Raw genomic sequence first — 22,386 nt, forward strand, 5'->3', positions numbered from 1 at the left:
TCGCGTTTTGGCGGTCGCAGGTGGAGAACCCCAGCCCCAAACATAACAGAATAAATATCGCGTTTTGCGGTCGGGTGAGTTGCCTTTTTGGTCTATACCGATTATAATAACAGTGTTGACTGAAGGTATAATTGATGAGGAGGAGACTCATGAGTATTGTTTTAAAGCACGCGAAGATTTACACCGGTGACGAGGTTATTCCAGACGGGTTTATTCGTTTTGATCGTGAAATTGAAGCGGTTGGTCCCGTGGCTGATTTTCGCCCCTTACCTGCCGATGAAATCCACGTGGTGACTGGCAAGACGATTGTTCCCGGATTTATTGACGTTCATAGCCATGGGGGCTACGGATATGATAGTATGGATGGGGACCCCGACCAAATTGATAAGATGGTTAACTTGATGTCCTTAGAAGGTATCACGTCCATCTTCCCAACCACGATGACCCAGTCTAACGAAGCCATTGACCACGCCATGCAAGGGATTGCGGTGGCCGCCGAACGGAATCCGTTGATTCAAGGCGTCCATTTGGAGGGGCCATTCATTGCGGCCATTTTCAAAGGGGCGCAGCCAGAAAAGTACATCAAGGATCCCGACGTTGCGCTGTTAGACCGCTGGAACAAGCTGTCCGGTGGCCGGGTCAAGCTGATTACCTACGCGCCAGAAGACGACGGGGCCAAGAAGTTTGAAACTTACTGCTTAGCCAATGGTATCGTACCTTCCGTGGGGCATTCTAACGCCACGCGGGAACAGTTGTTGGAAAGCCGGGCCACCCATGTGACCCACTTGTACAACGCACAACGGGGCTTGCGGCACCGCGAACCCGGGGTTACCGGTCACGCCATGCTGGAAGACAGCCTGTTCTGTGAAGTCATTTGTGACGGGTTCCACATCGTGCCCGACATGATCAAGTTGGCCTACGAACAAAAGGGGCAACACCGGCTGGAACTGGTGACCGACTCCATGCGGGCCAAGGGCATGCCAGAAGGCGTCAGTGAGCTGGGTGGCCAAAAGGTGATCGTTAAGGACCGTCAAGCACGGCTCGAGAGCGGTAACCTGGCGGGCTCCGTGCTCCGCTACGATGAAGCCTTCCGCAACGTCATCGCCTTCACCGGCTGTGACGTCGACGAAGCCGTGCAAATGAGTGCTGTGAACCAGGCCGAAGAGTTTGGCTTGACACAGAAGGGTAAACTGGAAGTAGGCCGCGATGCCGACTTAAACTTGTTGACCCGCGACCTGCACGTGGACACGACCTTCAGTTTAGGCCGGAACATGCAGAAATTAGTTAAATAAAAATGTAGTTATTTTGAGAAGGGACGTTGGGTGCTGTGAGTTCACCGATTTATATTCAAATTCATAATGACATTAAACGTGCAATTGAAGCCGGAAAATGGGCGGTAGGCGATCGAATTCCGTCCGAACGGGAGCTGTCTCGTGATTTTGATGTGAGTCGGATGACGCTCCGTCAGGCCATTCAGACGTTGGTGGATGAAGGAATTTTGGAACGCCAGGTGGGTTCTGGAACCTACGTGGCCAATCAGAAGGTTCAGGAAAAGATGTCCGGGGTGACCAGTTTTACCGATTTAATGTTGACCCAGGGCAAGCAACCCACCAGCAAGACCATTTCGTATCACGTCATGAATCCATCCCTGAGTGAAGCCGAAAAGCTCAAGCTCAACGAGGATGATCAGGTGCTGCGGATGGAACGGATTCGCTACGGCGACGATGTCCCGATTTGTTTTGAAGTGGCCACCGTGCCAGAAAAACTGGTCGACGGCTTGAACAAAAAGGAAGTCACGAGCTCGCTGTACCGGGCCTTGGAAGACAAGAAAAAGTTGAATCCAGGCAAGGCCCAACAGACCGTCTCGGCCATGTCCGCCTCAGAACGGATTGCGGAATACCTGAATATCAAGCGGGGCGACGCCATTTTACGGTTGCGTCAGGTGACCTATCTCCAAGATGGCACACCGTTTGAATATGTTCGGACGCAATACGTCGGCGAACGGTTTGAATTTTATTTGGAAAAATAAGCTAGGAATGCGAAAAGTGCCTCACAAAGGTTAGCTGAAATGCTAACGCGTTTGTGAGGCACTTGTTGTAAAACCAGTTATTGGCGCTTGGCCTGCTGCCGCACGAGGTGTAGGTAGCGGGGAATGACGGCGATACGTTTGAGACGCTTGGGTTCCTTCAGGGTCCGGTAGAACCATTCCAAATGGTGGTCTTGCCAGAACTTGGGTGCCCGAATCACGGCGCCGGCTAGAACGTCAAAACTGCCGCCGACCCCCATCCAGAGGCCCTTGGTCGTGTGCCGGTACTGGTGAATGAACTGCTCTTGCTTGGGGAAACCCAACGCGGCGAAGACCATGTCCGGTTGCTTGGCCGTGATGTCGGCCACGATGGGGGCCTCGTCTTGGAAATAGCCATCGTGAATGCCGGCAATCTCTAAACCCGGGTAGTCGCGAGCGAGAATCGGCTTGAGTTGGGCAATGACCTCTGGCTTGGCGCCCAAGAAGTAAGCGGAGCGGTGTTGCTCACTGCCCCAGGCAAGCAGGTCCTGTAAGGTGTCGAAGCCGGTGATGCGTTCGGGGAGGGGCTGCTTTAAAATCTTAGCCCCGTCCAGGATGCCGACCCCGTCCGGAGTGATGAAGTCTGCGCCTAAGATCAGGTCGCGGTAGGCCGCGTGTTCATGGGCGTACATCGCAATTTCAGGATTGGCGGTCACCACGAAGGTATTTTTCTGCTGGGTGATGCGCTGCTGTAAGACGGGTAGTAAGTCCGCCGCAGTGGTCTTGACGAAGGGCAAGTCAAGCACGGTGACGGTGGGAAATGTGGTTTGCATAGGGGGACTCCTCTCAAGATTGGCACGAGAGCGAATTAAGCCCCCGTAACCGCATGAAATAGTATGACGCTCTGTTTGTTTCATGCTAAAATGAACGTATTGAAATTAAAAATGAAACGTGATAATTCAGTTCGAAAACCAGCTAAGGAGTAGCTATTATGACGAATTTGTATCCTGACGACAGTATGACTCTGCATACGGATGCCTATCAGATCAATATGATTCAGACTTATTACGAACAAGGCATCGCTGACAAGCGCGCCGTCTTTGAAGTCTTCTTCCGAGACATGCCGTTTAAAAACGGTTACGCGGTATTTGCTGGCTTGGAACACATTGTTCATTATATCCAAAATCTACATTTTTCCCAAACAGATATTGATTATTTACGGGAAGCTGAAGATTATTCCGAAGATTTTCTAAACTATCTCGCCAATTTTAAATTCCGGGGCTCGATTCGCTCGGCCGTTGAAGGGGAATTAGTTTATGCGCACGAACCCCTATTGCAGGTCGAAGGGCCACTGGCCGATTGCCAACTGGTTGAAACGGCTATCCTGAACATCATCAATTACCAAACGCTGATTGCCACCAAGGCCGCGCGGATTCGTTCCGTGGCTGGCGATGACGCCCTGATGGAATTCGGGACGCGGCGGGCGCAGGAATTTGATGCCGCTATCTGGGGCACCCGGGCAGCCTTTATCGGCGGCTTTAACGCCACGTCTAACGTCCGTGCGGGGAAGATTTTTGGGATTCCCATCAGTGGGACCCACGCGCACGCGCTGGTCCAGACCTACGGCAACGACTACGACGCCTTCACGGCCTACGCCAAGACCCACCGCGACTGCGTCTTCCTGGTCGACACCTACGATACGTTACGCAGCGGGGTGCCCAATGCCATCAAGGTGGCCAAGGAACTCGGTGACCAGATCAACTTCCAAGGGGTGCGCATCGACTCCGGGGATATGGCTTACCTGTCCAAACGGGTTCGCCAAAAGCTGGACGAAGCAGGTTTCCCGAACGCTAAAATTTATGCGTCTAACGACCTGGATGAAAAGACGATTCAAAGTCTCAAGATGCAGGATGCCAAAATCGACGTCTGGGGGATTGGGACCAAGCTGATCACGGCTTTCGACCAACCCGCGCTGGGCGCCGTTTACAAGATGGTGGCCATTGAAGACGAGACCGGCAAGATGAAGGGCACCATTAAGTTGTCGAACAACGCCGAAAAGGTCACGACGCCAGGCAAGAAGCAGGTTTGGCGAATCACCAAGAAGGCGGATGGCAAGACCGAAGGGGATTACGTGGCCTTGGTCAACGAGGATCCCCGCAACGAGGACTCGCTGTTCATGTTCCATCCCAGCTTTACCTACATTAACAAGACCGTGAACGACTTCAATGCGCGGCCAATTTTGCAAGATATCTTTGATCAGGGTGAACTGGTTTACAAATTACCGACCCTGTCGGCAGTGCGTGACCGGTGTCGCGGGGCCTTAGCGAACCTGTGGCCGGAGTACAAGCGGGATCTGAATCCACAAAAGTATCCCGTGGACCTGTCACAAGATTGCTGGGACCACAAGATGGCCATCATCAAAGACATTCACAGTTACGTTCAAACCATGCCCGAGTAAGCCCGAGCAAATAAATGAGGGGGCAGAGTTATGCGTGCCATGCAAAAAGAAATTATTGCGGCGTTGAAGGTGCAGCCCACCATTGATCCGGCGACTGAAGTTCGGCGGAGCGTGGACTTTTTAAAGAGTTACCTTCAACACTATGATTTTATGAAGACCTTAGTCTTAGGGATTTCCGGTGGTCAGGATTCAACCTTGGCCGGCATCCTGTGCGAGCAGGCGGTCACGGAATTACGCCAAGAGATCGGCGACAGCGACTACCGTTTCATTGCCGTGCGGTTGCCTTACGGCGAACAGGCCGATGAGGATGACGCCATGATGGCCATCGACTTCATGGGTGCCGACGAAGTGGAACGGGTGAACATCCAACCGGCCACCGACGCCATGGTAGCGGCCGTTTCAGCCAACCACGAAAACGTGAGCGACTTTAACAAGGGCAATATCAAGGCACGGCAACGGATGATTGCCCAGTACGCGATTGCTGGAGCGCGCTCCGGTGCCGTTGTCGGGACGGATCACGCCGCCGAAGCCGTGACGGGATTCTACACCAAGTATGGGGATGGCGCCACGGACATTTGCCCAATCTGGCGGCTGGATAAGCGCCAGGGGGCGGCTATGTTGACCTACCTCGGTGCGCCGGAGCACCTGTACAAGAAGATTCCCACGGCTGATTTGGAAGAAGACCGGCCAGCCTTGCCCGATGAGGCAGCGCTGGGCGTGCGTTACGAAGACATTGACGACTACCTGGAAGGCCGGACCGTCAGTGACACTGCAGCGGAACGCATCGAGAACTGGTACCGGAAGACCGCGCACAAGCGCCACTTACCGGTCAACGTTTACGATACATTCTGGCAAGACTAATTTGGAGGCACCAAGACGATGCAAAAAAATAATATGAACGGCTACATTAAAGTTCTCTCGGGCGTGTTACAAACGACCGAAGAGGGTGCGGGTACCATGAATGATGATTTTGAAAAGATGCGCAACGCTATCGACAACGACACGGTCAGTGAGCTGAGCCAAGTCGACCTGCAAAAGGTGGCCGACAATTTCCAACGCGGGACCGACGCCTACGAAGACAACCTGAACAAGCTTGAACAGGCCAGTGTGCCCGTTCGCGTTTTGGGCAAACACAAGTCCCTGGTAGCCGCTTACCGGACCTACACGGACGCTTGCCAATCCATGACGGACAGTATTGACGTGGAACACCAAACGGTCAACGCTGAGGCCTTCAACGCGGCAGAAGCCACGCAAGAAAACGCCATGGAAAAGGTCACGGCTGCGACGCAACGGATCATGACGAGTCCCATGTAATCAGTTAAATAAAAGGGTCGCTTCACAGCTTGTGGGGTGACCTTTTTGCTTGCGGTAATTCGCCGTGCCCAGCGGGTAGCATGGTATAATGTAGCAAGACTGTACCGTTTCCGGCGGCGGATTCAAGGTGTCCCGCTGTGGGGGGGGGGCGGCTCCAGCCTGAGGAGCGGTCTTCCGCCTCGCCTGGAAACCTCGCTAAAAATCGCGAGTTTTCCAGGTCGCCCCATGGCCTAAGCTGAGTGAGGAACCTCAGCTAACGCCATCGACACAGCGGGGCACCTTGATCCGCCTCTGGTCACTGAGACTTGCTAAATTATCCGGATGCGACGATGTAATTTCAGATTTTTTATTTCGTTAAACGTTCCCTGCGGTTAATACTGGTTTAGCTCGTGGCATCGTCGTATTCCTATGGCGTGTTGTTAGCTGTTTTATCTGGTAACACTATTTCTCTAGGAACTTACAAAACTGAATATAGAATAATTTAAAGACACTTATTTAAAAAATTAGAACGGAGGGGTTGCATGGCAACTACCCACGAAACAGCACTAAGCGACCTGGCCAAGCCGGTTCAGCAGCAACTGAGCCAGTACCGGGTCCAACAGATTCAAGCCGTGTTGACCCTGTTAGACGAGGGCAATACGGTGCCCTTCATTGCGCGGTATCGGAAGGAACGGACGGGCTCACTGGATGAAGTGGCCATTCGCGACATTGAGGATGAAGCGCACCGCCTGCTGAAGTTGAATCAGCGACGGCAAGAAGTTTTAAAGATTATTGCTGAGCAGGGTAAATTGACGCCTGCGCTTAAGCAAAACTTGGCCCACGCCACGGTTTTGCAGCAGGTGGAGGACCTTTACCTGCCCTACAAGCAGAAGCGTCGGACCAAGGCCACGGTTGCCCGCGAGGCTGGGCTGGCGCCATTAGCGCAATGGTTATTGACCTTTCCGGCGTCTGGCTTAAACGCTAAGGCCCAGCAGTTTGTGGCGCCTGCCAAGGAATTGCCGGATGTCGCCGCCGTTTGGGCCGGGGTTCACGAAATCCTGGCGGAAACGTTTAGCGAACAGGCGGCGTTTCGGGAATGGATTCGTAAATACACCTGGCAACATGGTGAACTGACCAGCAAGCTCAAGCGAGGCGCGGCGGACGATGATGACCAGCAGGTTTACGCGACCTACTATGACTTTAGTCAGAGTTTAAAGCAGTTGCCGCCATACCGGGTCTTGGCCATCAACCGGGGCGAACGGGAGAAAATTTTGTCCGTTGGCATCTCGGTTGACCCAGCATCCATTTTGCAGTATGGGCATTTCCGCCTGGTTGGGCAACACCAGGGGCCAGCCGTGGCCAAGGTGAAGGAGGCCTTCGCGGACGCCTACAAGCGGTTCTTGGGACCCGCCATTGAACGGGAGCTCCGCCGGCAGTTGACGGACCAGGCGGACGAGCACGCCATTCAGGTCTTTGGCAACAACCTGTATCACCTGCTGATGCAGGCCCCCTTGAAGGGGAAGGTCGTCATGGGCTTTGACCCCGCGTACCGGACGGGGTGTAAACTGGCCATCATGGACCCCAACGGCCGTTTTCTCGCTAAGCAAGTGATCTATCCGCACAAGCCAGCGAAGGCCAAGGAACGGGCAGCCGCGGGTCCCGCGTTTAAGAAATTGCTCGAGGACTATCACGTTGAAATGATTGCCATCGGGAATGGGACCGCTAGCCGGGAGTCCGAGGAGTTTGTGAGCGGCATTTTAAAGACGCTGGATTATCCGGTCTACTACGTGCTGGTCAACGAGGCCGGTGCATCGGTCTACTCGGCTAGTGCCAACGCCCGCGCAGAGTTTGCGAACTTTCACGTCGAGGAGCGGTCGGCCGTCAGCATTGGCCGGCGCCTACAGGACCCCTTGGCCGAATTGATTAAAATTGACCCCAAGGCGGTCGGCGTTGGCCAATACCAACACGACGTGCCCGAGAAGGCCTTGGACGAGCAGCTGGACCGAGTCGTTGAAACGGCCGTCAACCAGGTCGGCGTCAACGTGAACACGGCAAGTCCGGAGCTTTTGACCCATATTTCCGGGCTGACGGCGACGACCGCGCAAAACATTGTGACCTATCGCAATGATAACGGGAGCTTTGCGGCGCGGCAGGAGTTGAAGAAGGTGCCGCGGTTGGGGCCCAAGGCCTACCAACAAGCGGTCGGCTTCCTACGCATCATTGATGGTCGCGAACCCCTAGACAACACGGATATTCACCCGGAAAGTTATCCGGTGGCGCGACAATTGTTACAGGCATTAGGGTCGGATCAGACCATTGGTCAGCCTAAGCTACAGCAGCAATTGGCTCAGCTCAATCAAAGCCAGTGGGCGGAAAAGTTAGACGTTGGCTCCGCAACCCTGAGTGATATCGTGGCCAGTCTGCGAAAACCGGGTCGGGACCTGCGAGACAGCATGCCGGCGCCACTGTTGCGCCAAGATGTGTTGACCATGGCCGATTTGAAACCGGGGATGGAGCTGCAAGGCACCGTCCGCAACGTGGTCGATTTCGGGGCATTCGTGGATATTGGCGTCAAGCAGGATGGGTTGGTCCACATTTCTCAGTTGGCCGACCATTATGTGAGTGACCCCAGCACGGTCGTAACGATTGGGGATGTGGTCACGGTCTGGGTGCTGAGTGTCGATGAGAACCGGCAACGGATTCAACTGACGATGCGAGCTGATAATCATGACTAACGACGACTTACAACGGTTGGTCGAACAGATTTCATTGGCCAGCTTCGGTAAGCCCTTCCGCCATCACGCCACGTTTAACGCGCGGCTACGGACGACGGGCGGCCGTTACCGGCTGACGGATCATGATATTGAAATCAACCCCAAGATGCTGACGGAACATGGTGAGGCCGTTTTGATCGGTGTGATCAAGCATGAGTTGTGTCACTATCACTTGCACTTGGCGGGCCAATCCGGTCAGCACCGGACCGTGGCATTTAAAAAGTTATTGCAACAGGTGGGTGGCCTCCGGTTCGCGCCGGCACCGCCTCACCGTCAACCCCGGATGCGTCGCTGGATGCTGTACGAATGCGTTCAGTGTCACCAGCAGTATTATCGGGCACGACGCATTGATGTTTCCAAGATGGTTTGCGGACGGTGTCACGGTCATTTGCGTTGGCAAAAGACTGTGATTGCCGAGGAGCGGCCACAATAACGTAAGGAGGTCATTACTGATGGGTAAAACCATTATTCGGGTTCCCGCTACGGCGGCTAACCTGGGCCCCGGAATCGATTCGATTGGGGCGGCATTACATTTATATTTAACGGTTATCATTGAAGAAAAAACGGAAGCTTGGCGGGTCAACCACGCGTTGGGCACTGAGATTCCTCGCGATGAGCACAACTTGATGGTGGAAACGGCTTTGAAGGTCAATCCCGATTTGCCAGCGCACCAGTTAACGGTGATGTCGGACATTCCCGTCTCACGGGGGTTGGGGAGCTCGACCAGTGCCATTATCGCTGGGATTAAGATTGCCAATGAGTTGGGCGACATGAATTTAACGATTCCCCAACAGTTGAACTGGGCCGTCAAATTAGGAGGCACACTGGATAACGTGGCGCCCGCCTTGATGGGCCAGGCCACAGTTGCCACGGCGGAGGGCGATGAGGCCCACGCCATCAAGCTCCCACTACCGGACTTGCAGGTGCTGGTCTTCATTCCAGGACAAAAGCTATTGGCCCGCAAGAGTCGCGCGGTCTTACCGGAAAAGTTGCCCCTGCAGACGGCGGTTCATGCCAGCAGTGTGGCCAACGTCTTGGTTGCCGCATTGCTCAAGGGTGACTGGGACTTGGCCTCAACCATGATTGAACGTGATGAGTTCCATGAGCAAGCACGTTCGCAACTGGTACCGGAGCTTAATCAGATTCGAGCAGCCGCTCACGAGCTAAATATCACCGGTACCTACCTCAGTGGGGCTGGTCCAACCGTTGTGACCTTCGGAACCTCGCCACAGTTAACAATTTTGCGGGCAAAGCTGGCCAAGCTTGATATGGCCGGTAGCTTGCGGGTTATCGACCTTGATCAGGACGGTGCGACCGTCTTAACCGATGCATAAATAAAATTTTTTTGAATTAACTTGCAAAAAATATTGTCAGGTGCGGAATCATTTGTTATACTATTTCTTGTGAGTTAATGCGGCCATGGCGGAATTGGCAGACGCGCAAGATTAAGGATCTTGTCCGGGTAATCCGGGTGGAAGTTCGAATCTTCTTGGCCGCATCAGAGGTTTACAGAAAGTACCGACCTATTGGGTTGGTGCTTTTTTGTTTTGTCGTGGTGGTAAACGTGCAGGTTGCAGATACTGTAGGACCATATTTTAAAAGACCAATTGTTCGGTACTTGCCGTCGAATTGGTCTTCTAGTTTGTTTTTTCAAGTTAATAGTAAAGGATACAAATATTATTCAATAGCTTTGTGATGGCTCGTGTAAGTTATTCCGTATACATTCTGAATGACTCGAAGAGTGTGTTTAGTACGTTTCATAGTGATTACATGGTATGAGGTACCACCCATAGTTGTTTTTACATGTACTTTATAGAGACCGTGGCCTTTACTGATTACGTAGCGAACGGTGCTGGGATATGTATCAGATTGGGTCATCCCCTCCCAAAAGCTATGTTTATGGCCAACGTATGTATAGGCTTTTTCCCAGGTACTTTGCTTGTAATGTCCCCAGCCCAGGTGTTTCTTCCAATTCCCACGTAGAGCTTTAGGCAGAGTAGAGAGAGTTTTGGCTTGGGCGTTTATTGGTGTATTAGAGACACCGAGTCCAAGTGAGACAGCTACAAGGGCTGCCACTAGTAAATGTTTTTTCATTGAGTTACGCCTCCTGTTATAGATACGACTAAATAATATCACTGTGGAAAATAAGTTAATAGTGGCTCAACGCAATGAATTAGTGCTTTTGAGGTGTTTCATGGAAAATTGAGGGGGGCCACTTTTTAAACGAGGCTTAAGAACCGTGTTATCCGAGAGTCATGGTGGTTTAACGATGACCCCCAAAAACAATTAAATTAACCCCGAAAAATGACAAACAGGTAACATTTTCGCCAAGGAATCGTTTTCATGAAAATAGGTCTTCAAAAATCCTTAAGAAGAGCGTAAGATTGAAAATTAAATCAACCACTTTTCATTTTTCTAAGTAAATGTACTGACAAGCGGTGGTGAACGCGTTATAGTGGTTGTCTTGTGTCAATTTAATTGACCATAATTTTAGAAGGAGGTCGGCGTATGAGCGACTTAACCAAGGGCAATTCCCTCAAACTTATTTTCTTTTTCACGATTCCATTGTTGATTGGTAATTTATTTCAGCAATTATATAACGTCTCTGATACTGTAGTTGTGGGGCAAACCCTTGGTGTGAAGGCGCTGGCTGCCGTTGGTGCGACCGGTTCGATCAACTTCTTAATTATTGGCTTCGCGCAAGGTCTAACTGCTGGCTTGGCCATTATTACGGCCACCCGGTTCGGGGCCCGCGATTACAAGGGTGTGCGGCGGTCCTTTGCCGCGAGCATCATCATTTCAATCTTAATGACGATTGTGTTGACGGTTCTGTCGTTGACCTTCGTTGATCCTATCTTGAAATTGATGCAAACTCCAGCGTCCATCTTTGACAACGCCCGGATCTTTATCAGCACGATCTTTGCCGGGATCTTTGCGTCGATGGCGTTCAACTTACTTTCTAACATTATTCGGGCGCTCGGGGATTCCCGGACGCCGCTGATTTTCCTGGTCATCGGGACCGTGGTCAACGTGCTTTTAGAATTACTCTTCATCCTGGTCTTCCACATGGGCGTCGCCGGTGCCGGGTGGGCAACCGTCATTTCTCAAGTGGTGGCTTCGCTCCTCTGTGTGGGCTACATCATCCGGTCCATTCCCATCCTACACATCTCTAAGGAAGATTTTAAATTTGGATTCGATGAACTCTGGCAACACTTCTCCACGGGGATGCCCATGGGCTTTCAGCTATCCATCATTGCGATTGGCACGATGGTGATGCAGGCAGCCTTGAACTCTTTGGGGACCGACTCCGTTGCGGCATCGACTGCAGCGTCTAAGGTCGATCAACTGTGTTCACTGCCGATGTCTTCCTTCGGGGTCACCATGGCAACCTTTGCTGCCCAGAACTTTGGTGCCGGTAAGTACGGCCGTATCATGGAAGGGGTCAAGAAGACCCTCTGGTTATCCGGAACCTTTGCCGTCTTGGCGGGGAGCTTGGTCATCTTCTTCGGTAAGCCAATTGTGACGTTGATCATCGGGACAGCCGACGAACACGTCATTCAATTGTCGCAAACCTACTTCAACATTATTGGGAGCACGTATCTTTTGTTAAGTGTCCTCTTTATCATCCGGAACACACTCCAAGGTCTGGGACGGCGAGTCTTGCCAACCTTAGCCGGTGTTGGGGAACTGACCATGCGGGTCTTTGCGGCGGTATTCCTGGTGGGGACGTTGGGGTATGCCGGGGCCGTTTCCGCCGAACCGTTGGCGTGGTTGGGTTCCTGTGCCATCCTGGTACCCTCTTGGATTCGGGCCGTGAAGCAATTACGGAACTTACAACGTTCAGAAGACATCGCTGCTGGGAAGGACCCAGAGGCCGAAGCGTTGGCTGCATCAGTTGCGCGCACCGAACCTGTGGGTGAAACAATTTCATCAGCACCTGAATTAGAGTCTTACCGTAAAGCGTGATAAACTATGGTGTGGTCAGTGATGACCGCACCATTTTTCTTTACCTAAAAATGTAAAAAACGCACAAGGAGACCTTGCGAAATGAAAAATTTTATTTTTGATATTGACGGGACCTTACTGGATACCGAGGCCATGTACATGAAGTCGCTTCAGGCCGTTCTTCATGACCGGGGAATTGAACGGGAATATGCGACGCTGGCGAAGACGTTTGGGATTCCCAGCCGGGACGCATTGATTCGCTTGCAGTTACCGGATGTCGATGACATCTTGGCAGAGTGGGGCCCCCGGACGCAGGATTACCGGGATACGGTGGCCATCTACGCGGGGGTCAAATCGGCTCTTGCCCAGTTGAAGGCGGCCGGTGCGGGTCTCGCCATCATGACCTCCAAACAACGGTTTGAATATGACCGGGATGTGGTCAGCATGGGGCTAGACAGCTACTTTAGCCAGGCCATCGTTGCCGAAGACATTGCCCACGGCAAGCCGGAGCCGGATGGTATCCTATTGGCGATGGACCGGCTCGGTGCCAAGCCAGCGGAGACCGTTTACGTGGGGGACACGGTGTACGACGCCGAGGCTTCGGCGGCGGCCCACGTGACCTTTGGTTTTGCTGCGTGGAATGGGCGAACACCAACTGATTTTACGCCGGACGTTAGTTTTATCACGCCAGCGGCCATGTTGGACCACCTGTAAATTTAGCTGAGGGAGTAGCTGGAACCGCTTTTTTATGCTATATTTAATTCGGACGCAATTTACGGAAAACCGCTGAATAGCGGAATTGATGAAGGGGTGGCAGAATGCTCGCCATAATCGTCACGAGCCACGGTGAATTTGCCCGTGGAATTTTACAAAGTGCCGAAATGATCTTCGGTAAAGCTCAAAAAATTATTGCCGTCACACTGGCGGCCGACGAAAGTGTCGAGGACTTGGCAAATCACTACCAGGCGGCGATTCAGGAAATGGCCCCGGTAGACGAATTGTTGTTTTTAGTCGACTTATGGGGCGGTTCGCCCTTTAACGCGGCTAGTCGGGTCGTTGCCCAGCATCCGGACCGGTATGGTCTCGTGGCTGGCTTGAATCTGCCAATGTTGATTGAAGCACTGTCGATTCAGAACCAGACCTTGGCTGAGGTGATTCCCCACTTGGAGCGCGCAGCTCAGGGGGGAATTCGCCATTTAGATTTACAAGCGAACACGGGAGATGACGAGTTACTATGACGATGACAATTAAATTAGCGCGGGTCGATAACCGCTTACTGCACGGTCAAGTTGCGACGGTGTGGACCAAGACGGTACGGCCTAACCGGATTTTGGTCGTCTCCGATGACGTGGCACAGGACCAACTGCGCAAGACGCTGATCGTCCAAGCGGCACCAGCTGAAGCTAAGGCCAACGTCATTACGTTAGCGAAAATGGCGCAGATTTATCGGGATGCCCGTTTTGATGGGTTTCAGCCGATTGTCTTAATGGAAACGCTGCCGGAAATGGCTAGTTTGGTCGATCAAGGTGTCGACCTGACCGCGACTGGCGTGAACGTGGGGAACCTGGCCTATACGGCGGGGAAGACCCTGTTGACGGCTAGTCTGTCCGCCGATGAAGCGGACGTCGCTGCTGCCAAGAAGTTGGTTGCGGCCGGTGTCGATGTTTATGCGCAGACGGTTCCCACGGATCGTAAACAGGATTTCTTAAAGTTAGCAGCTAAAAAGGGTTTGTCGTAACACCTCACTCGGTGGTCACCCCACCTGAGCGGGGTGTTTTTGCGGTACATATTAGAAAGTAGAAGGGAGTCAACGGGTCATGAGCATTTGGGGAGTTTTGATTATTGCCTTCTTAGCGGGGATTGAAGGTGTGATTGATGAGTGGGAATTTCATCAACCCATCGTTGCCTGTACGCTAGTCGGTTTGGCAACCGGGAATCTCGTGAGTGGGATTGCCCTCGGGGCTTCACTGCAGTTGGTGACTCTGGGCTGGATGAACATTGGGGCCGCTGTTGCCCCTGATCCGGCGCTAGCCGCCGTTGTGGCCGCATGGTGGGTCAGTGGCCCGGCACACCTGCCCGTGGCAGCAGGGGTCATTTTAGCCATCCCCTTGGCCTTGATTGGTCAGGGCTTGACTCAGGGCTTGCGTAAACTGATTATTCCGTTGGTGCAACAGGCCGACGTGGCCGCTGCCAGTGGCAATCTGCACCGAATTGACTGGATTCTGCGCCTCAGCGTGGTCTTACAGGGACTTCGGGTCCTGATTCCCACGGCACTCTTGATGTGGATTCCTAGTACCTGGATTCATGCGAGTTATCACCTGTTGCCCCAAGTCATTCAGGGTGGTCTGCGGGTGTCCGCGGGTCTGCTGGTCGTGGTCAGCTTTGCCATTGTTATCAACATGATGGCGACCCGGCAGCTCTGGCCGTTCTTCTTCATTGGGTTTGCCCTCGCGACGGACGGTCATCTCAGTCTGGTAGCGCTAGGTTTAATTGGCGTGGGACTGGCTATTCTCTACCTGCGTCTACAGGACGGCGGTCACCACGATAATGGTGGGGGCGGCGGTACCCAGACCGATGAAGACGAATTGGACCGCGAACTGGATGATCTTTAAGGAGGCGTGACTAGTGGCAACTGAACAAACAAAACCGCGCCAACTCACGCTGGGGGATCAGTTCCTGATTTTCGGGCGATCCGGTTGGGAACAAGCAGCGTGGAATTATCCGCGGTTACAAAATTTAGGTTTTTGTTATTTAATGATTCCGGCGATTCGGCGGCTTTATCCGGATAAACAAGAGGCCGGTGCCGCAGCAGAACGGCATTTGGCACTATTTAATACCATGCCCTACATGCAGTCATTGATTACCGGGGTGACGCTGTCGCTCGAAGAGGACCACGCGAATGGCAAGCCGGTCTCGGCTGAGGACATCAGTGCCGTGAAGGTTGGCATGATGGGGTCCTTGGCCGGGGTGGCCGATCCCGTTTGGTGGGGGACCTGGCGACCGATTCTGAGTGCCTTTGCGGCCAGCTTAGCGCTAAGTGGCTTTGGTATCGTTGGGCCCTTAGTCTTCTTTATCGGTTGGAATGTGGTGCGGTTGGCCTTTCGCTGGATTGCGCAGCGGTGGGGCTACCACCAGGGACTCAAGGTCGTGACGGCTCTGAGCAGCGGCATGCTTCAGAAACTTACGTTGGGGGCATCCATCGTTGGGATGTTTGTCATGGGCGCTATCGTGCCGCGGTGGACGCGAGTCAAGCTGGCACCCATCATCGCGACGAGTGCCCAGGGGAGTCTGTCGTTGCAAGGCATGTTGGACCGGTTGTTGCCGGGGTTGGTACCTTTGCTGTTAACGTTGGGCTGTGTCTGGTTATTGCGCCGCCACGTGAAGCCCTTGTGGCTACTAGTCGGCGTCTTCGTCATTGGCCTGGGTGGTTACTGGTTGGGCATCTTCCGGTAATCGCGGCGGGTGTTTGGGTGGTATGCGCAATTGCTGTGGTGAGACGTTGAGAAGCCGGGACTGGGCCAACAAGCGTGGTAATGGCAGACAACGAAGCGTAAGCACAGGGAACATAGGAACACCGCCTATCTTCTGATTTGGTAGCCTTACTATAGCATGACCAGAACGATGGTTCACGCCATTTACCTTATAACCTTTTTCATAAAAAGTAACGATTAAATTGTATACAAAAACGCGCCTGGGAGAAAATTCCAGACGCGTTTTGTGTTCTAATCTACATAGCGGAAACGTGCGCCAAAAGGCAGTCGGTTCCGCTTAAAACTGATAACCAACCAATCCAAGACCAGGGTTGCCTGGTTGTCAGCCTTAATGCTCGCCGACTAATCGCCTTTTGTCCCACTCTTATCCCACGGTTACTTGATCCCGGCCGTTACGTTTAGAGTAGTACAGGCTCTGATCGGCTCGCCGGTAAACGTCCAACTGTTCCTCGTCGGCCGTTTGGAGCTGGGTCAGACCAACTGAGATACTGACGCTAATTTGCTGGCCGCCGTGCGAGAAGATGGCCGACCGGACACTCTCGGCGATGTCGTCGACGTGTTCACGGGCCTGATCCGTCGTGTAATTCTTAAAGAGAATCGTAAATTCCTCGCCACCAGTTCGGTAGAGAACCAGATTGGGGTCGATGCGCCGAAGCTGATCACTGATCAGGGTGGCGGTGTGGCCCAGCACGTAGTCGCCCGCCAAATGGCCGTAGGTATCGTTGACATGCTTGAAGTGGTCGATGTCGAACAGCATCAGTGTCAGTGGCTTGTGGGTGACCTTACTGTTATCAAAGGCCGCGCCGAAGTCATTTTTAAAGGCAAAGTAGTTCTTCACATGGGTGAGGTCATCGTAGTTCGTGGTATAGGTCAACTGCGCCAGGGTAGCCGCGCCACTCATCAACGAATCCACGTAGATGTACATGATGGTGAGCAGGAAGAAGCTAAAAATCAATTCCCACATCATAATTGAGGAGGAGAGGCCGAAGCGTTGGCCGACCACGCCCCAGAGAATCGCGGAGAGCAGCAACGAGGCAATCGTGTATTCAATGTAGTCGAGCCACATGTGGTGCCGGCGACTGCGGACGAACTTCATCACGTAGAAGTAGGCGATGAAGACCACCGCGAAGACCCAGGCGAGTCCCAGACCCAGCGTTTGGTTGACGACCATGAATAACAGAATGGCCAGAACCAACTGCCAGAGTTTAATTTCCAACATTAAAAAGTAACTGACAAAGACGATCGCAAAAATTTGAAAATTGGTGAAGGCCCAGCTATAAGGCGTGTGGTTGACGGCGAGCTGCACGCCAACGTTCAACACAACCATATAGACCAGACCGACGTCGGTGCGGACCTTGTCTTCATTGGGGTGCTTGCCGCGGGTTTTGAACCACCGAATAATGCGGTTGGTGAGGTACCAGTACAGCGTCAACACGCCCAGCAAGAAGAATAGACTCGTAATTGCCGGGGTCACAAACCAGTGAGACCAAGTCATTAAGGAACACCATCCAATCTATATTCAGCATTTATTTGTACCTACCATACATGTTAACTCTCAAAACTTAAATGTGACACATGCAGTTGCCCCATTTTGGGTAAAAAGAGGGAGTCTCAGCACCGAAACCGGTTCCGAGACTCCCTTATAAAATTTAAACTAAACTAGGTTTACCGTATAAGTAACCTTGATGTAGGGTGATACCGAACTGCTTGGCCAAGGCCTGGTCGTCCGCGTCCTCAACCCCTTCAAGAATCAACCGTAAGCGGTATTCCCGAGAAATTTGCGCCCAGAAGGCAAGGCTAGCAGGAATCAAGTCGGCTTCCCCACTCATCCGTAGGTTTTGCATGGCAAACTTGATTTCATCCACGAAGGGTAACAGGTCGCGAATGTTTTGGTACGTGTTGGAACCCGTGCCCACGTCGTCTAAGACTAACCCAATGCCATATTGGTGAACGGCCAGACTGAATTGCTTCATTTCCTCGAGGGTGGGGGCTTCTGTCAGCTCAATGGTCAATGCGGCTGGGGCAATGCGTTTCTTTAAAGCAATTACCGTCCCCAACGTGAGGGGGTTGCGAAGCTGTTGATTATTGAGATTAAAAGCGAGTACCTGATTGTTAACGGCTGTATGTAATGAAGAAGCCGTGTCCTCAAGGAGCTTAGCCTGATCGGCGACAGAGATGTCCGTAAAATGATGCGGCAAGACCCAAGCGTCCTCTTCCTGCTTACGTAACAAGACTTCATAGCCGAAGACTCGGTGGTCATCTTGATTGATTTGTGGTTGTACAAAGAAACGATACATAACCGATCCACTCCTTTAGAATCTTCTTACCCGTAACTTTAAGTCTATTCTACCGCAAACTTTTAAAAGCACAACGACATATATCGTTTATTGTGGTAACTGCGGGAGGCTATGACTTGCTTGCGACTCAAATCATTGGCTAATCACACTAACGGATGGGGTCGTGATTAGGGCGACTGCTGACAATACTGGCTAAGTTGCTTTCCCTACTGGGAGTAGTCAGTTGCGTGATTTTAGCCGGAATAGGAGAAGTGTGTATTAGTTAACGAATGATAACCCACAACTGTCATTTTTAATAAGTAAAACGTTAAAACTTTTGGCAATCAGCGAACTAAATTTTGTTAGGGATATCCTAAAAATTGCGCCGTCAAGTCAAAGCCACGTGCAAGCGATTTGCCAATTTTACCGGGTGCTTCCAAAAAATGCAAGCAAAAAATCCCCGGGGCCGCAATCTTAAGAATTAGCCGACTGGTGTCACCAAAAAAGGCATCCGGAAATTTCCCGAACGCCACGTGAAGTCTTGTTAATTTAGTAGCCGTATCCGCCGCCGTTAGTCCCGCTATTGTCGTAGGAGGAGTCACCGGTCGTGCTGGTATCGGCGTCAGTCGTGAATTGCTTGGTGTTGGCCAGGCCCAGCGTCTTGCGAATGTGGTTCGAGACGCGTTTCAACTCGGTCGTGGTTGGGACTTGATAGGAGAGCCCATCGATCATCGCGTCTTGCCCCTGTAAGGTCTCAGACTTGATGTGGTGGGAGGCATCCCCGTACTTGGCCCGAATCTGCATCAGGTCATCGAAGGTCAGGTCGGTCTTAAGGTTCCCATTCAATGATTTCAAAATGGTTTGGTAACGGGTGATGGAGGACAGGCCAGCCGCCTTCACGACCAGTTTCTGTAAGACCTCCCGTTGCCGTTTCTGTCGTCCGTAGTCACCTAGTGGATCGTCATGACGCATCCGGGAGTAGTCGAGGGCTTGTTTCCCATTCAAATGGCTCTTCTTACCCTTGACCACATTGGCAGCGCCGTACTGGAAGGTCAGCGTGGGTTTCACGTCGACACCCCCGACGGCATTGACCATCTTTTCCAGGCCCCCCATGTTGACGATGGCGTAGAAGTCAATTGGAATGTCCAGCAGGTCTTCCACGGTCTTCACGGCCGTCTTTGGCCCACCAATTGTGTAGGCCGCGTTGATCTTTTGAATCGAGGCGTTGGCCCCGGAACCGACCGTTACCCGGGTATCCCGGGGAATACTGGTCAGGTAGGCGGTTTCCTTGGTCGGGTTAATGGTGGCGACCATCATGGTATCGGTCCGCCCGACGTCTGAACGGCCCAGCGCCCCGGTGTCGGTCCCCATTAGGAGAATCGAGAAGGGCTTGTTGGACTTCAATACGGCGGAAACGTTCCGGCTCTTGGCAGCGTTCGAGGCCTCGTAGGTCTGGCTAAACGTCTTCTTTGCGGACATCCAGGCCTGGTAGCCATACGCGAGGCCGCCACCTAGCATGATCAGGACGAACAAGACAACCGTCCACATGATGGGGCGGTGTGGGTGAACCTTGGGTGTTTTAAAGTGTGAGTTACGGTCGGCACGGCTGTCGTAGACCTGTTCGAAATCCTCGGGTTTGTGCTGCCGTTTAGGTGTGTTATCGTTTGGCATAATTATTTCCTCATCCTCATTAAAAACTTTGGCTGACGCACCGGGCCAGGCGCACATGTCGCGTGGCGGCACCGGTGATACAGATTTATCAATTCCCCTGGAATCCCATCTGTAGACTCAATTAATTCATTAGACCATAAAAATCGTCATTCGTAAATGTTTCCTCCGGCTAAATCGGCTAGTTTGGGGAGCCGTCTAGACCGGCTAATGGCAAATCTACTGAGTTGTCAAGGTGACCTAAAGTGTATTATAGCGCTATTTGTAACCGGTTGCGAAGCGGGCCGACGGTGGAGGCGTGCTATAATAAGAAGCGTTGCTTAAGAAACTCTAATTTTTGGTAATGTTTAAGTGGGGAGGGACGCCGATGGCCGTCTTTATTCGAAGCGTTTCGGGTGTGTTGATCATCCTGGTCATGATTGGCCTGGGCTACGTGCTTTCCCGGCGTGGTTGGTTTGATGACCAAGCACCCAAGTTGATTGCCCGGCTGGTCACGCAGATTGCGTTGCCCGCTTACATGATCAGTACGATCACGGCGAAATTCTCGGCGGAGACGCTGAAGAAGACGTTGCCGGATCTGCGATTCCCAATCGTCTCAATGCTGATCATGTTTGGGCTCTCCATCATTGCCTTTCACGCGTTTCGCATTAACCCCAAGCACCGCGGGCTGTTTGAATCCATGTTTTTGAATTCTAACACCGTGTTCGTGGGGTTGCCAGTCAACGAAGCGTTGTTTGGCCCCAAGAGTCTGCCGTTTGTGCTGGTCTATTACATGGCCAACACGACTTTTTTCTGGACGCTGGGGGTTTACCTGATTCAACGTGACGGGCAGGGCGCAGCCAAGTTTGACCTCAAACAGACCCTGCAGAAGATTTTTTCACCGCCGTTACTGGGATTCATTCTGGGGGTCCTGCTGGTGTTGCTCGACATTCAATTGCCTGGCTGGATCATGCAAGACTTCCAATATGTTGGTGGCCTAACGATTCCGTTGTCGATGATTTTCATCGGGACGGCAATTGCGGGGGCGGGCTTACAAAATGTCCACGTCGACCGCGACAGCCTGGGGATTCTCCTGGGACGCTTCATCGTCGCACCGGTCTTGATGGGCTTGCTTGTCTTACCAACTAGCATGCCAATTCTAATGAAGCAAGTCTTTATTTTACAAGCAGCGATGCCCGTAATGACCAACGCGCCGGTAGTGGCCAAACTCTACCGCGCCGATGCCGATTACGCGGCCATCATGGTAACCGAAACTACCCTCCTAAGTTTAGTGGTCATTCCGATTCTGATGGTCATCGTGCAACACGTTGCCTGATTGATGCCGTTTGACTTAATAAGGAGGAACATTTTTTCGTTTTGAGAAAAACACTATTGTATATCGCGTTTTCAACGTTAATGTTTAGTTCCATGGAAATTGCCTTGAAGTCCGCTGGAAATGCGTTCAATCCAATTCAGCTGAACCTGATTCGCTTTTTCATCGGGGGCTTGATCCTATTACCCATTGCTTTACGAGCCTTACATAAACAAAGTCACCGGTTAAACCGCAGTGACTGGGCCCTGTTCTTCTTGACCGGGCTGGTCTGTGTCATCATCAGTATGACGCTGTACCAATTGGCCATCAGCGTGGACGAAGCCTCAACCGTGGCCGTTCTGTTCAGCTGTAACCCCGTCTTCGCCTTGATCTTCTCTTACCTGATCTTGCACGAACGGTTAGGCCGAGCGAACTTGATTGCCGTGATCGTGTCGATCATTGGGCTGGTCGTCATTGTGAACCCCGCCCATTTGACCAATCCAGTCGGGTTGATGTTGGCCATTGGCTCCGCCTTGACCTTTGGGTTGTACAGTATCGTGTCCCGGTGGGGGTCCGTGCGGCACCACTTCAACGGCATCGTCATGACTTGCTTTACGTTCTTGGCCGGGTCATTGGAACTGTTCGTGATCATGCTGATCACCCACATCCCCGCCGTTGCGGGTGGCTTACGGCAAGCAAGCTGGTCTCGCCAATTTGCCGCGATGCCGATCTTGCAAAATATTAGCTTACAATACTTCTGGATCTTATTCTTCATTGGGGTCTGTGTCACCGGTGGTGGGTTTGCCTTTTACTTCTTAGCCATGGAACGTTCCGACGTTTCCACGGCGTCCCTGGTCTTCTTCATCAAGCCAGGGTTGGCACCCATCATGGCCGCAGTCCTGATTCACGAAAAGATTTTGACCAACACGATTGTCGGCATCGTCATTATCCTGATTGGATCGGTCATCACCTTCATGGGGAACCGGGTCAAGGCGCGCGAATCTGCTTTGGCAGAAGAAGACGCCAGCGACTTCCAGGAAGCCGACGATTCTGTGGCTGCCAAATTAGCCGCGCACTCCGAATCATCAGCCGACTAAGCGTTTAAACACTTAAATTGAAATTGGGCGTTCTTCTGAGTTCTTGGGAGGACGTCTTTTTTTGCGGCTTAGGCGGGTGTTTCCAAAA

At 52.4% G+C, this 22,386-nt stretch carries 21 protein-coding genes and 1 tRNA gene; 17 read left to right on the forward strand and 5 right to left on the reverse strand.

The features are described from left to right. Positions 1 to 149: 149 nt before the first annotated feature. Both nagA and EKM84_RS10065 read left to right on the forward strand, forming a co-directional pair. The gene (nagA, locus tag EKM84_RS10060; protein WP_125765635.1) at positions 150 to 1,292 is read left to right on the forward strand and encodes an N-acetylglucosamine-6-phosphate deacetylase; all 1,143 of its coding nucleotides are present in this window, start codon (positions 150 to 152) and stop codon (positions 1,290 to 1,292) included. Between the two features lie 35 nt (positions 1,293 to 1,327). Beyond that, on the forward strand, positions 1,328 to 2,029 hold the full coding sequence (locus tag EKM84_RS10065) for a GntR family transcriptional regulator (RefSeq protein WP_125765636.1): 702 nt from the start codon (positions 1,328 to 1,330) through the stop codon (positions 2,027 to 2,029). 77 nt (positions 2,030 to 2,106) lie between these two features. On the opposite strand, the gene EKM84_RS10070 is transcribed toward EKM84_RS10065, so the two are convergent. Next, the gene (locus tag EKM84_RS10070) at positions 2,107 to 2,838 is read right to left on the reverse strand and encodes a WecB/TagA/CpsF family glycosyltransferase (RefSeq protein WP_125765637.1); all 732 of its coding nucleotides are present in this window, start codon (positions 2,836 to 2,838) and stop codon (positions 2,107 to 2,109) included. A gap of 158 nt (positions 2,839 to 2,996) precedes the next feature. On the opposite strand from EKM84_RS10070, the gene EKM84_RS10075 reads away from it, so the two are divergent. The 7 genes from EKM84_RS10075 to EKM84_RS10105 all read left to right on the forward strand — a co-directional run bounded on the left by EKM84_RS10075 (position 2,997) and on the right by EKM84_RS10105 (position 10,028). Continuing rightward, positions 2,997 to 4,463, forward strand: a complete 1,467-nt coding sequence (locus tag EKM84_RS10075; RefSeq protein ID WP_125765638.1) for a nicotinate phosphoribosyltransferase — start codon at positions 2,997 to 2,999, stop codon at positions 4,461 to 4,463. Between the two features lie 30 nt (positions 4,464 to 4,493). Continuing rightward, positions 4,494 to 5,324, forward strand: coding sequence for an ammonia-dependent NAD(+) synthetase (gene nadE, locus EKM84_RS10080; protein ID WP_125765639.1), 831 nt, complete (start codon positions 4,494 to 4,496; stop codon positions 5,322 to 5,324). An 18-nt stretch (positions 5,325 to 5,342) separates the two neighbouring features. Then, a complete protein-coding gene (locus tag EKM84_RS10085; protein ID WP_125765640.1) occupies positions 5,343 to 5,777 on the forward strand; it encodes a hypothetical protein in 435 nt (144 codons plus the stop codon). A 521-nt stretch (positions 5,778 to 6,298) separates the two neighbouring features. Further along, a complete protein-coding gene (locus tag EKM84_RS10090; RefSeq protein WP_125765641.1) occupies positions 6,299 to 8,491 on the forward strand; it encodes a Tex family protein in 2,193 nt (730 codons plus the stop codon). Then, complete coding sequence (locus tag EKM84_RS10095; RefSeq protein ID WP_125765642.1) at positions 8,484 to 8,963, forward strand: SprT family protein; 480 nt, start codon at positions 8,484 to 8,486, stop codon at positions 8,961 to 8,963. Before EKM84_RS10090 ends, EKM84_RS10095 begins: the two co-directional genes overlap by 8 nt. Before the next feature lie 19 nt (positions 8,964 to 8,982). After that, on the forward strand, positions 8,983 to 9,864 hold the full coding sequence (thrB, locus tag EKM84_RS10100) for a homoserine kinase (RefSeq protein WP_125765643.1): 882 nt from the start codon (positions 8,983 to 8,985) through the stop codon (positions 9,862 to 9,864). Positions 9,865 to 9,943: 79 nt separating this feature from the next. Continuing rightward, positions 9,944 to 10,028, forward strand: a tRNA-Leu gene (locus EKM84_RS10105). Positions 10,029 to 10,207: 179 nt separating this feature from the next. Here the strand turns inward: EKM84_RS10105 and EKM84_RS10110 are convergent. After that, positions 10,208 to 10,624 carry a hypothetical protein gene (locus EKM84_RS10110; protein ID WP_125765644.1) on the reverse strand — a complete coding sequence of 139 codons (417 nt, stop codon included), beginning with the start codon at positions 10,622 to 10,624 and terminating at the stop codon, positions 10,208 to 10,210. 414 nt (positions 10,625 to 11,038) lie between these two features. On the opposite strand from EKM84_RS10110, the gene EKM84_RS10115 reads away from it, so the two are divergent. The 6 genes from EKM84_RS10115 (at position 11,039) to EKM84_RS10140 (ending at position 15,928) form a co-directional block, all read left to right on the forward strand. After that, positions 11,039 to 12,496, forward strand: coding sequence for an MATE family efflux transporter (locus EKM84_RS10115; protein WP_125765645.1), 1,458 nt, complete (start codon positions 11,039 to 11,041; stop codon positions 12,494 to 12,496). A gap of 81 nt (positions 12,497 to 12,577) precedes the next feature. Beyond that, positions 12,578 to 13,189, forward strand: a complete 612-nt coding sequence (locus EKM84_RS10120) for an HAD family hydrolase (protein ID WP_125765646.1) — start codon at positions 12,578 to 12,580, stop codon at positions 13,187 to 13,189. 104 nt (positions 13,190 to 13,293) lie between these two features. Next, on the forward strand, positions 13,294 to 13,713 hold the full coding sequence (locus EKM84_RS10125) for a PTS sugar transporter subunit IIA (protein WP_125765647.1): 420 nt from the start codon (positions 13,294 to 13,296) through the stop codon (positions 13,711 to 13,713). Beyond that, positions 13,710 to 14,213: a PTS system mannose/fructose/N-acetylgalactosamine-transporter subunit IIB gene (locus tag EKM84_RS10130; protein ID WP_125765648.1), complete on the forward strand. Its 504-nt coding sequence runs from the start codon at positions 13,710 to 13,712 to the stop codon at positions 14,211 to 14,213. Before EKM84_RS10125 ends, EKM84_RS10130 begins: the two co-directional genes overlap by 4 nt. A gap of 79 nt (positions 14,214 to 14,292) precedes the next feature. Beyond that, the gene (locus EKM84_RS10135; protein WP_125765649.1) at positions 14,293 to 15,087 is read left to right on the forward strand and encodes a mannose/fructose/sorbose family PTS transporter subunit IIC; all 795 of its coding nucleotides are present in this window, start codon (positions 14,293 to 14,295) and stop codon (positions 15,085 to 15,087) included. A gap of 13 nt (positions 15,088 to 15,100) precedes the next feature. Further along, positions 15,101 to 15,928, forward strand: coding sequence for a PTS system mannose/fructose/sorbose family transporter subunit IID (locus tag EKM84_RS10140; RefSeq protein ID WP_125765650.1), 828 nt, complete (start codon positions 15,101 to 15,103; stop codon positions 15,926 to 15,928). A gap of 402 nt (positions 15,929 to 16,330) precedes the next feature. On the opposite strand, the gene EKM84_RS10145 is transcribed toward EKM84_RS10140, so the two are convergent. The 3 genes from EKM84_RS10145 to EKM84_RS10155 all read right to left on the reverse strand — a co-directional run bounded on the left by EKM84_RS10145 (position 16,331) and on the right by EKM84_RS10155 (position 19,913). Continuing rightward, positions 16,331 to 17,461 carry a GGDEF domain-containing protein gene (locus EKM84_RS10145; RefSeq protein ID WP_125765651.1) on the reverse strand — a complete coding sequence of 377 codons (1,131 nt, stop codon included), beginning with the start codon at positions 17,459 to 17,461 and terminating at the stop codon, positions 16,331 to 16,333. Positions 17,462 to 17,615: 154 nt separating this feature from the next. Then, on the reverse strand, positions 17,616 to 18,263 hold the full coding sequence (locus EKM84_RS10150) for an EAL domain-containing protein (protein ID WP_125765652.1): 648 nt from the start codon (positions 18,261 to 18,263) through the stop codon (positions 17,616 to 17,618). Between the two features lie 528 nt (positions 18,264 to 18,791). Then, on the reverse strand, positions 18,792 to 19,913 hold the full coding sequence (locus EKM84_RS10155; RefSeq protein WP_125765653.1) for an LCP family protein: 1,122 nt from the start codon (positions 19,911 to 19,913) through the stop codon (positions 18,792 to 18,794). Between the two features lie 364 nt (positions 19,914 to 20,277). On the opposite strand from EKM84_RS10155, the gene EKM84_RS10160 reads away from it, so the two are divergent. Together EKM84_RS10160 and EKM84_RS10165 are read left to right on the forward strand one after the other, a co-directional pair. Further along, positions 20,278 to 21,225: an AEC family transporter gene (locus tag EKM84_RS10160; protein WP_125765654.1), complete on the forward strand. Its 948-nt coding sequence runs from the start codon at positions 20,278 to 20,280 to the stop codon at positions 21,223 to 21,225. Between the two features lie 41 nt (positions 21,226 to 21,266). Next, positions 21,267 to 22,298, forward strand: a complete 1,032-nt coding sequence (locus EKM84_RS10165; RefSeq protein ID WP_125765655.1) for a DMT family transporter — start codon at positions 21,267 to 21,269, stop codon at positions 22,296 to 22,298. Positions 22,299 to 22,386 lie beyond the last annotated feature (88 nt).

The sequence above is a fragment of the Levilactobacillus mulengensis genome, from assembly GCF_003946045.1.
In the GTDB taxonomy this organism is placed as follows: Bacteria; Bacillota; Bacilli; order Lactobacillales; family Lactobacillaceae; genus Levilactobacillus; species Levilactobacillus mulengensis.

Bases quoted from the DNA above. Each gene is read 5' to 3' on its own strand.
- nagA (WP_125765635.1), top strand. From the start codon at position 150: ATGAGTATTGTTTTAAAGCACGCGAAGATTTACACCGGTGACGAGGTT.
- EKM84_RS10070 (WP_125765637.1), bottom strand. From the start codon at position 2,838: ATGCAAACCACATTTCCCACCGTCACCGTGCTTGACTTGCCCTTCGTC.
- EKM84_RS10075 (WP_125765638.1), top strand. From the start codon at position 2,997: ATGACGAATTTGTATCCTGACGACAGTATGACTCTGCATACGGATGCC.
- nadE (WP_125765639.1), top strand. From the start codon at position 4,494: ATGCGTGCCATGCAAAAAGAAATTATTGCGGCGTTGAAGGTGCAGCCC.
- EKM84_RS10085 (WP_125765640.1), top strand. From the start codon at position 5,343: ATGCAAAAAAATAATATGAACGGCTACATTAAAGTTCTCTCGGGCGTG.
- EKM84_RS10090 (WP_125765641.1), top strand. From the start codon at position 6,299: ATGGCAACTACCCACGAAACAGCACTAAGCGACCTGGCCAAGCCGGTT.
- EKM84_RS10095 (WP_125765642.1), top strand. From the start codon at position 8,484: ATGACTAACGACGACTTACAACGGTTGGTCGAACAGATTTCATTGGCC.
- thrB (WP_125765643.1), top strand. From the start codon at position 8,983: ATGGGTAAAACCATTATTCGGGTTCCCGCTACGGCGGCTAACCTGGGC.
- EKM84_RS10110 (WP_125765644.1), bottom strand. From the start codon at position 10,624: ATGAAAAAACATTTACTAGTGGCAGCCCTTGTAGCTGTCTCACTTGGA.
- EKM84_RS10115 (WP_125765645.1), top strand. From the start codon at position 11,039: ATGAGCGACTTAACCAAGGGCAATTCCCTCAAACTTATTTTCTTTTTC.
- EKM84_RS10120 (WP_125765646.1), top strand. From the start codon at position 12,578: ATGAAAAATTTTATTTTTGATATTGACGGGACCTTACTGGATACCGAG.
- EKM84_RS10125 (WP_125765647.1), top strand. From the start codon at position 13,294: ATGCTCGCCATAATCGTCACGAGCCACGGTGAATTTGCCCGTGGAATT.
- EKM84_RS10130 (WP_125765648.1), top strand. From the start codon at position 13,710: ATGACGATGACAATTAAATTAGCGCGGGTCGATAACCGCTTACTGCAC.
- EKM84_RS10135 (WP_125765649.1), top strand. From the start codon at position 14,293: ATGAGCATTTGGGGAGTTTTGATTATTGCCTTCTTAGCGGGGATTGAA.
- EKM84_RS10145 (WP_125765651.1), bottom strand. From the start codon at position 17,461: ATGACTTGGTCTCACTGGTTTGTGACCCCGGCAATTACGAGTCTATTC.
- EKM84_RS10150 (WP_125765652.1), bottom strand. From the start codon at position 18,263: ATGTATCGTTTCTTTGTACAACCACAAATCAATCAAGATGACCACCGA.
- EKM84_RS10155 (WP_125765653.1), bottom strand. From the start codon at position 19,913: ATGCCAAACGATAACACACCTAAACGGCAGCACAAACCCGAGGATTTC.
- EKM84_RS10160 (WP_125765654.1), top strand. From the start codon at position 20,278: ATGGCCGTCTTTATTCGAAGCGTTTCGGGTGTGTTGATCATCCTGGTC.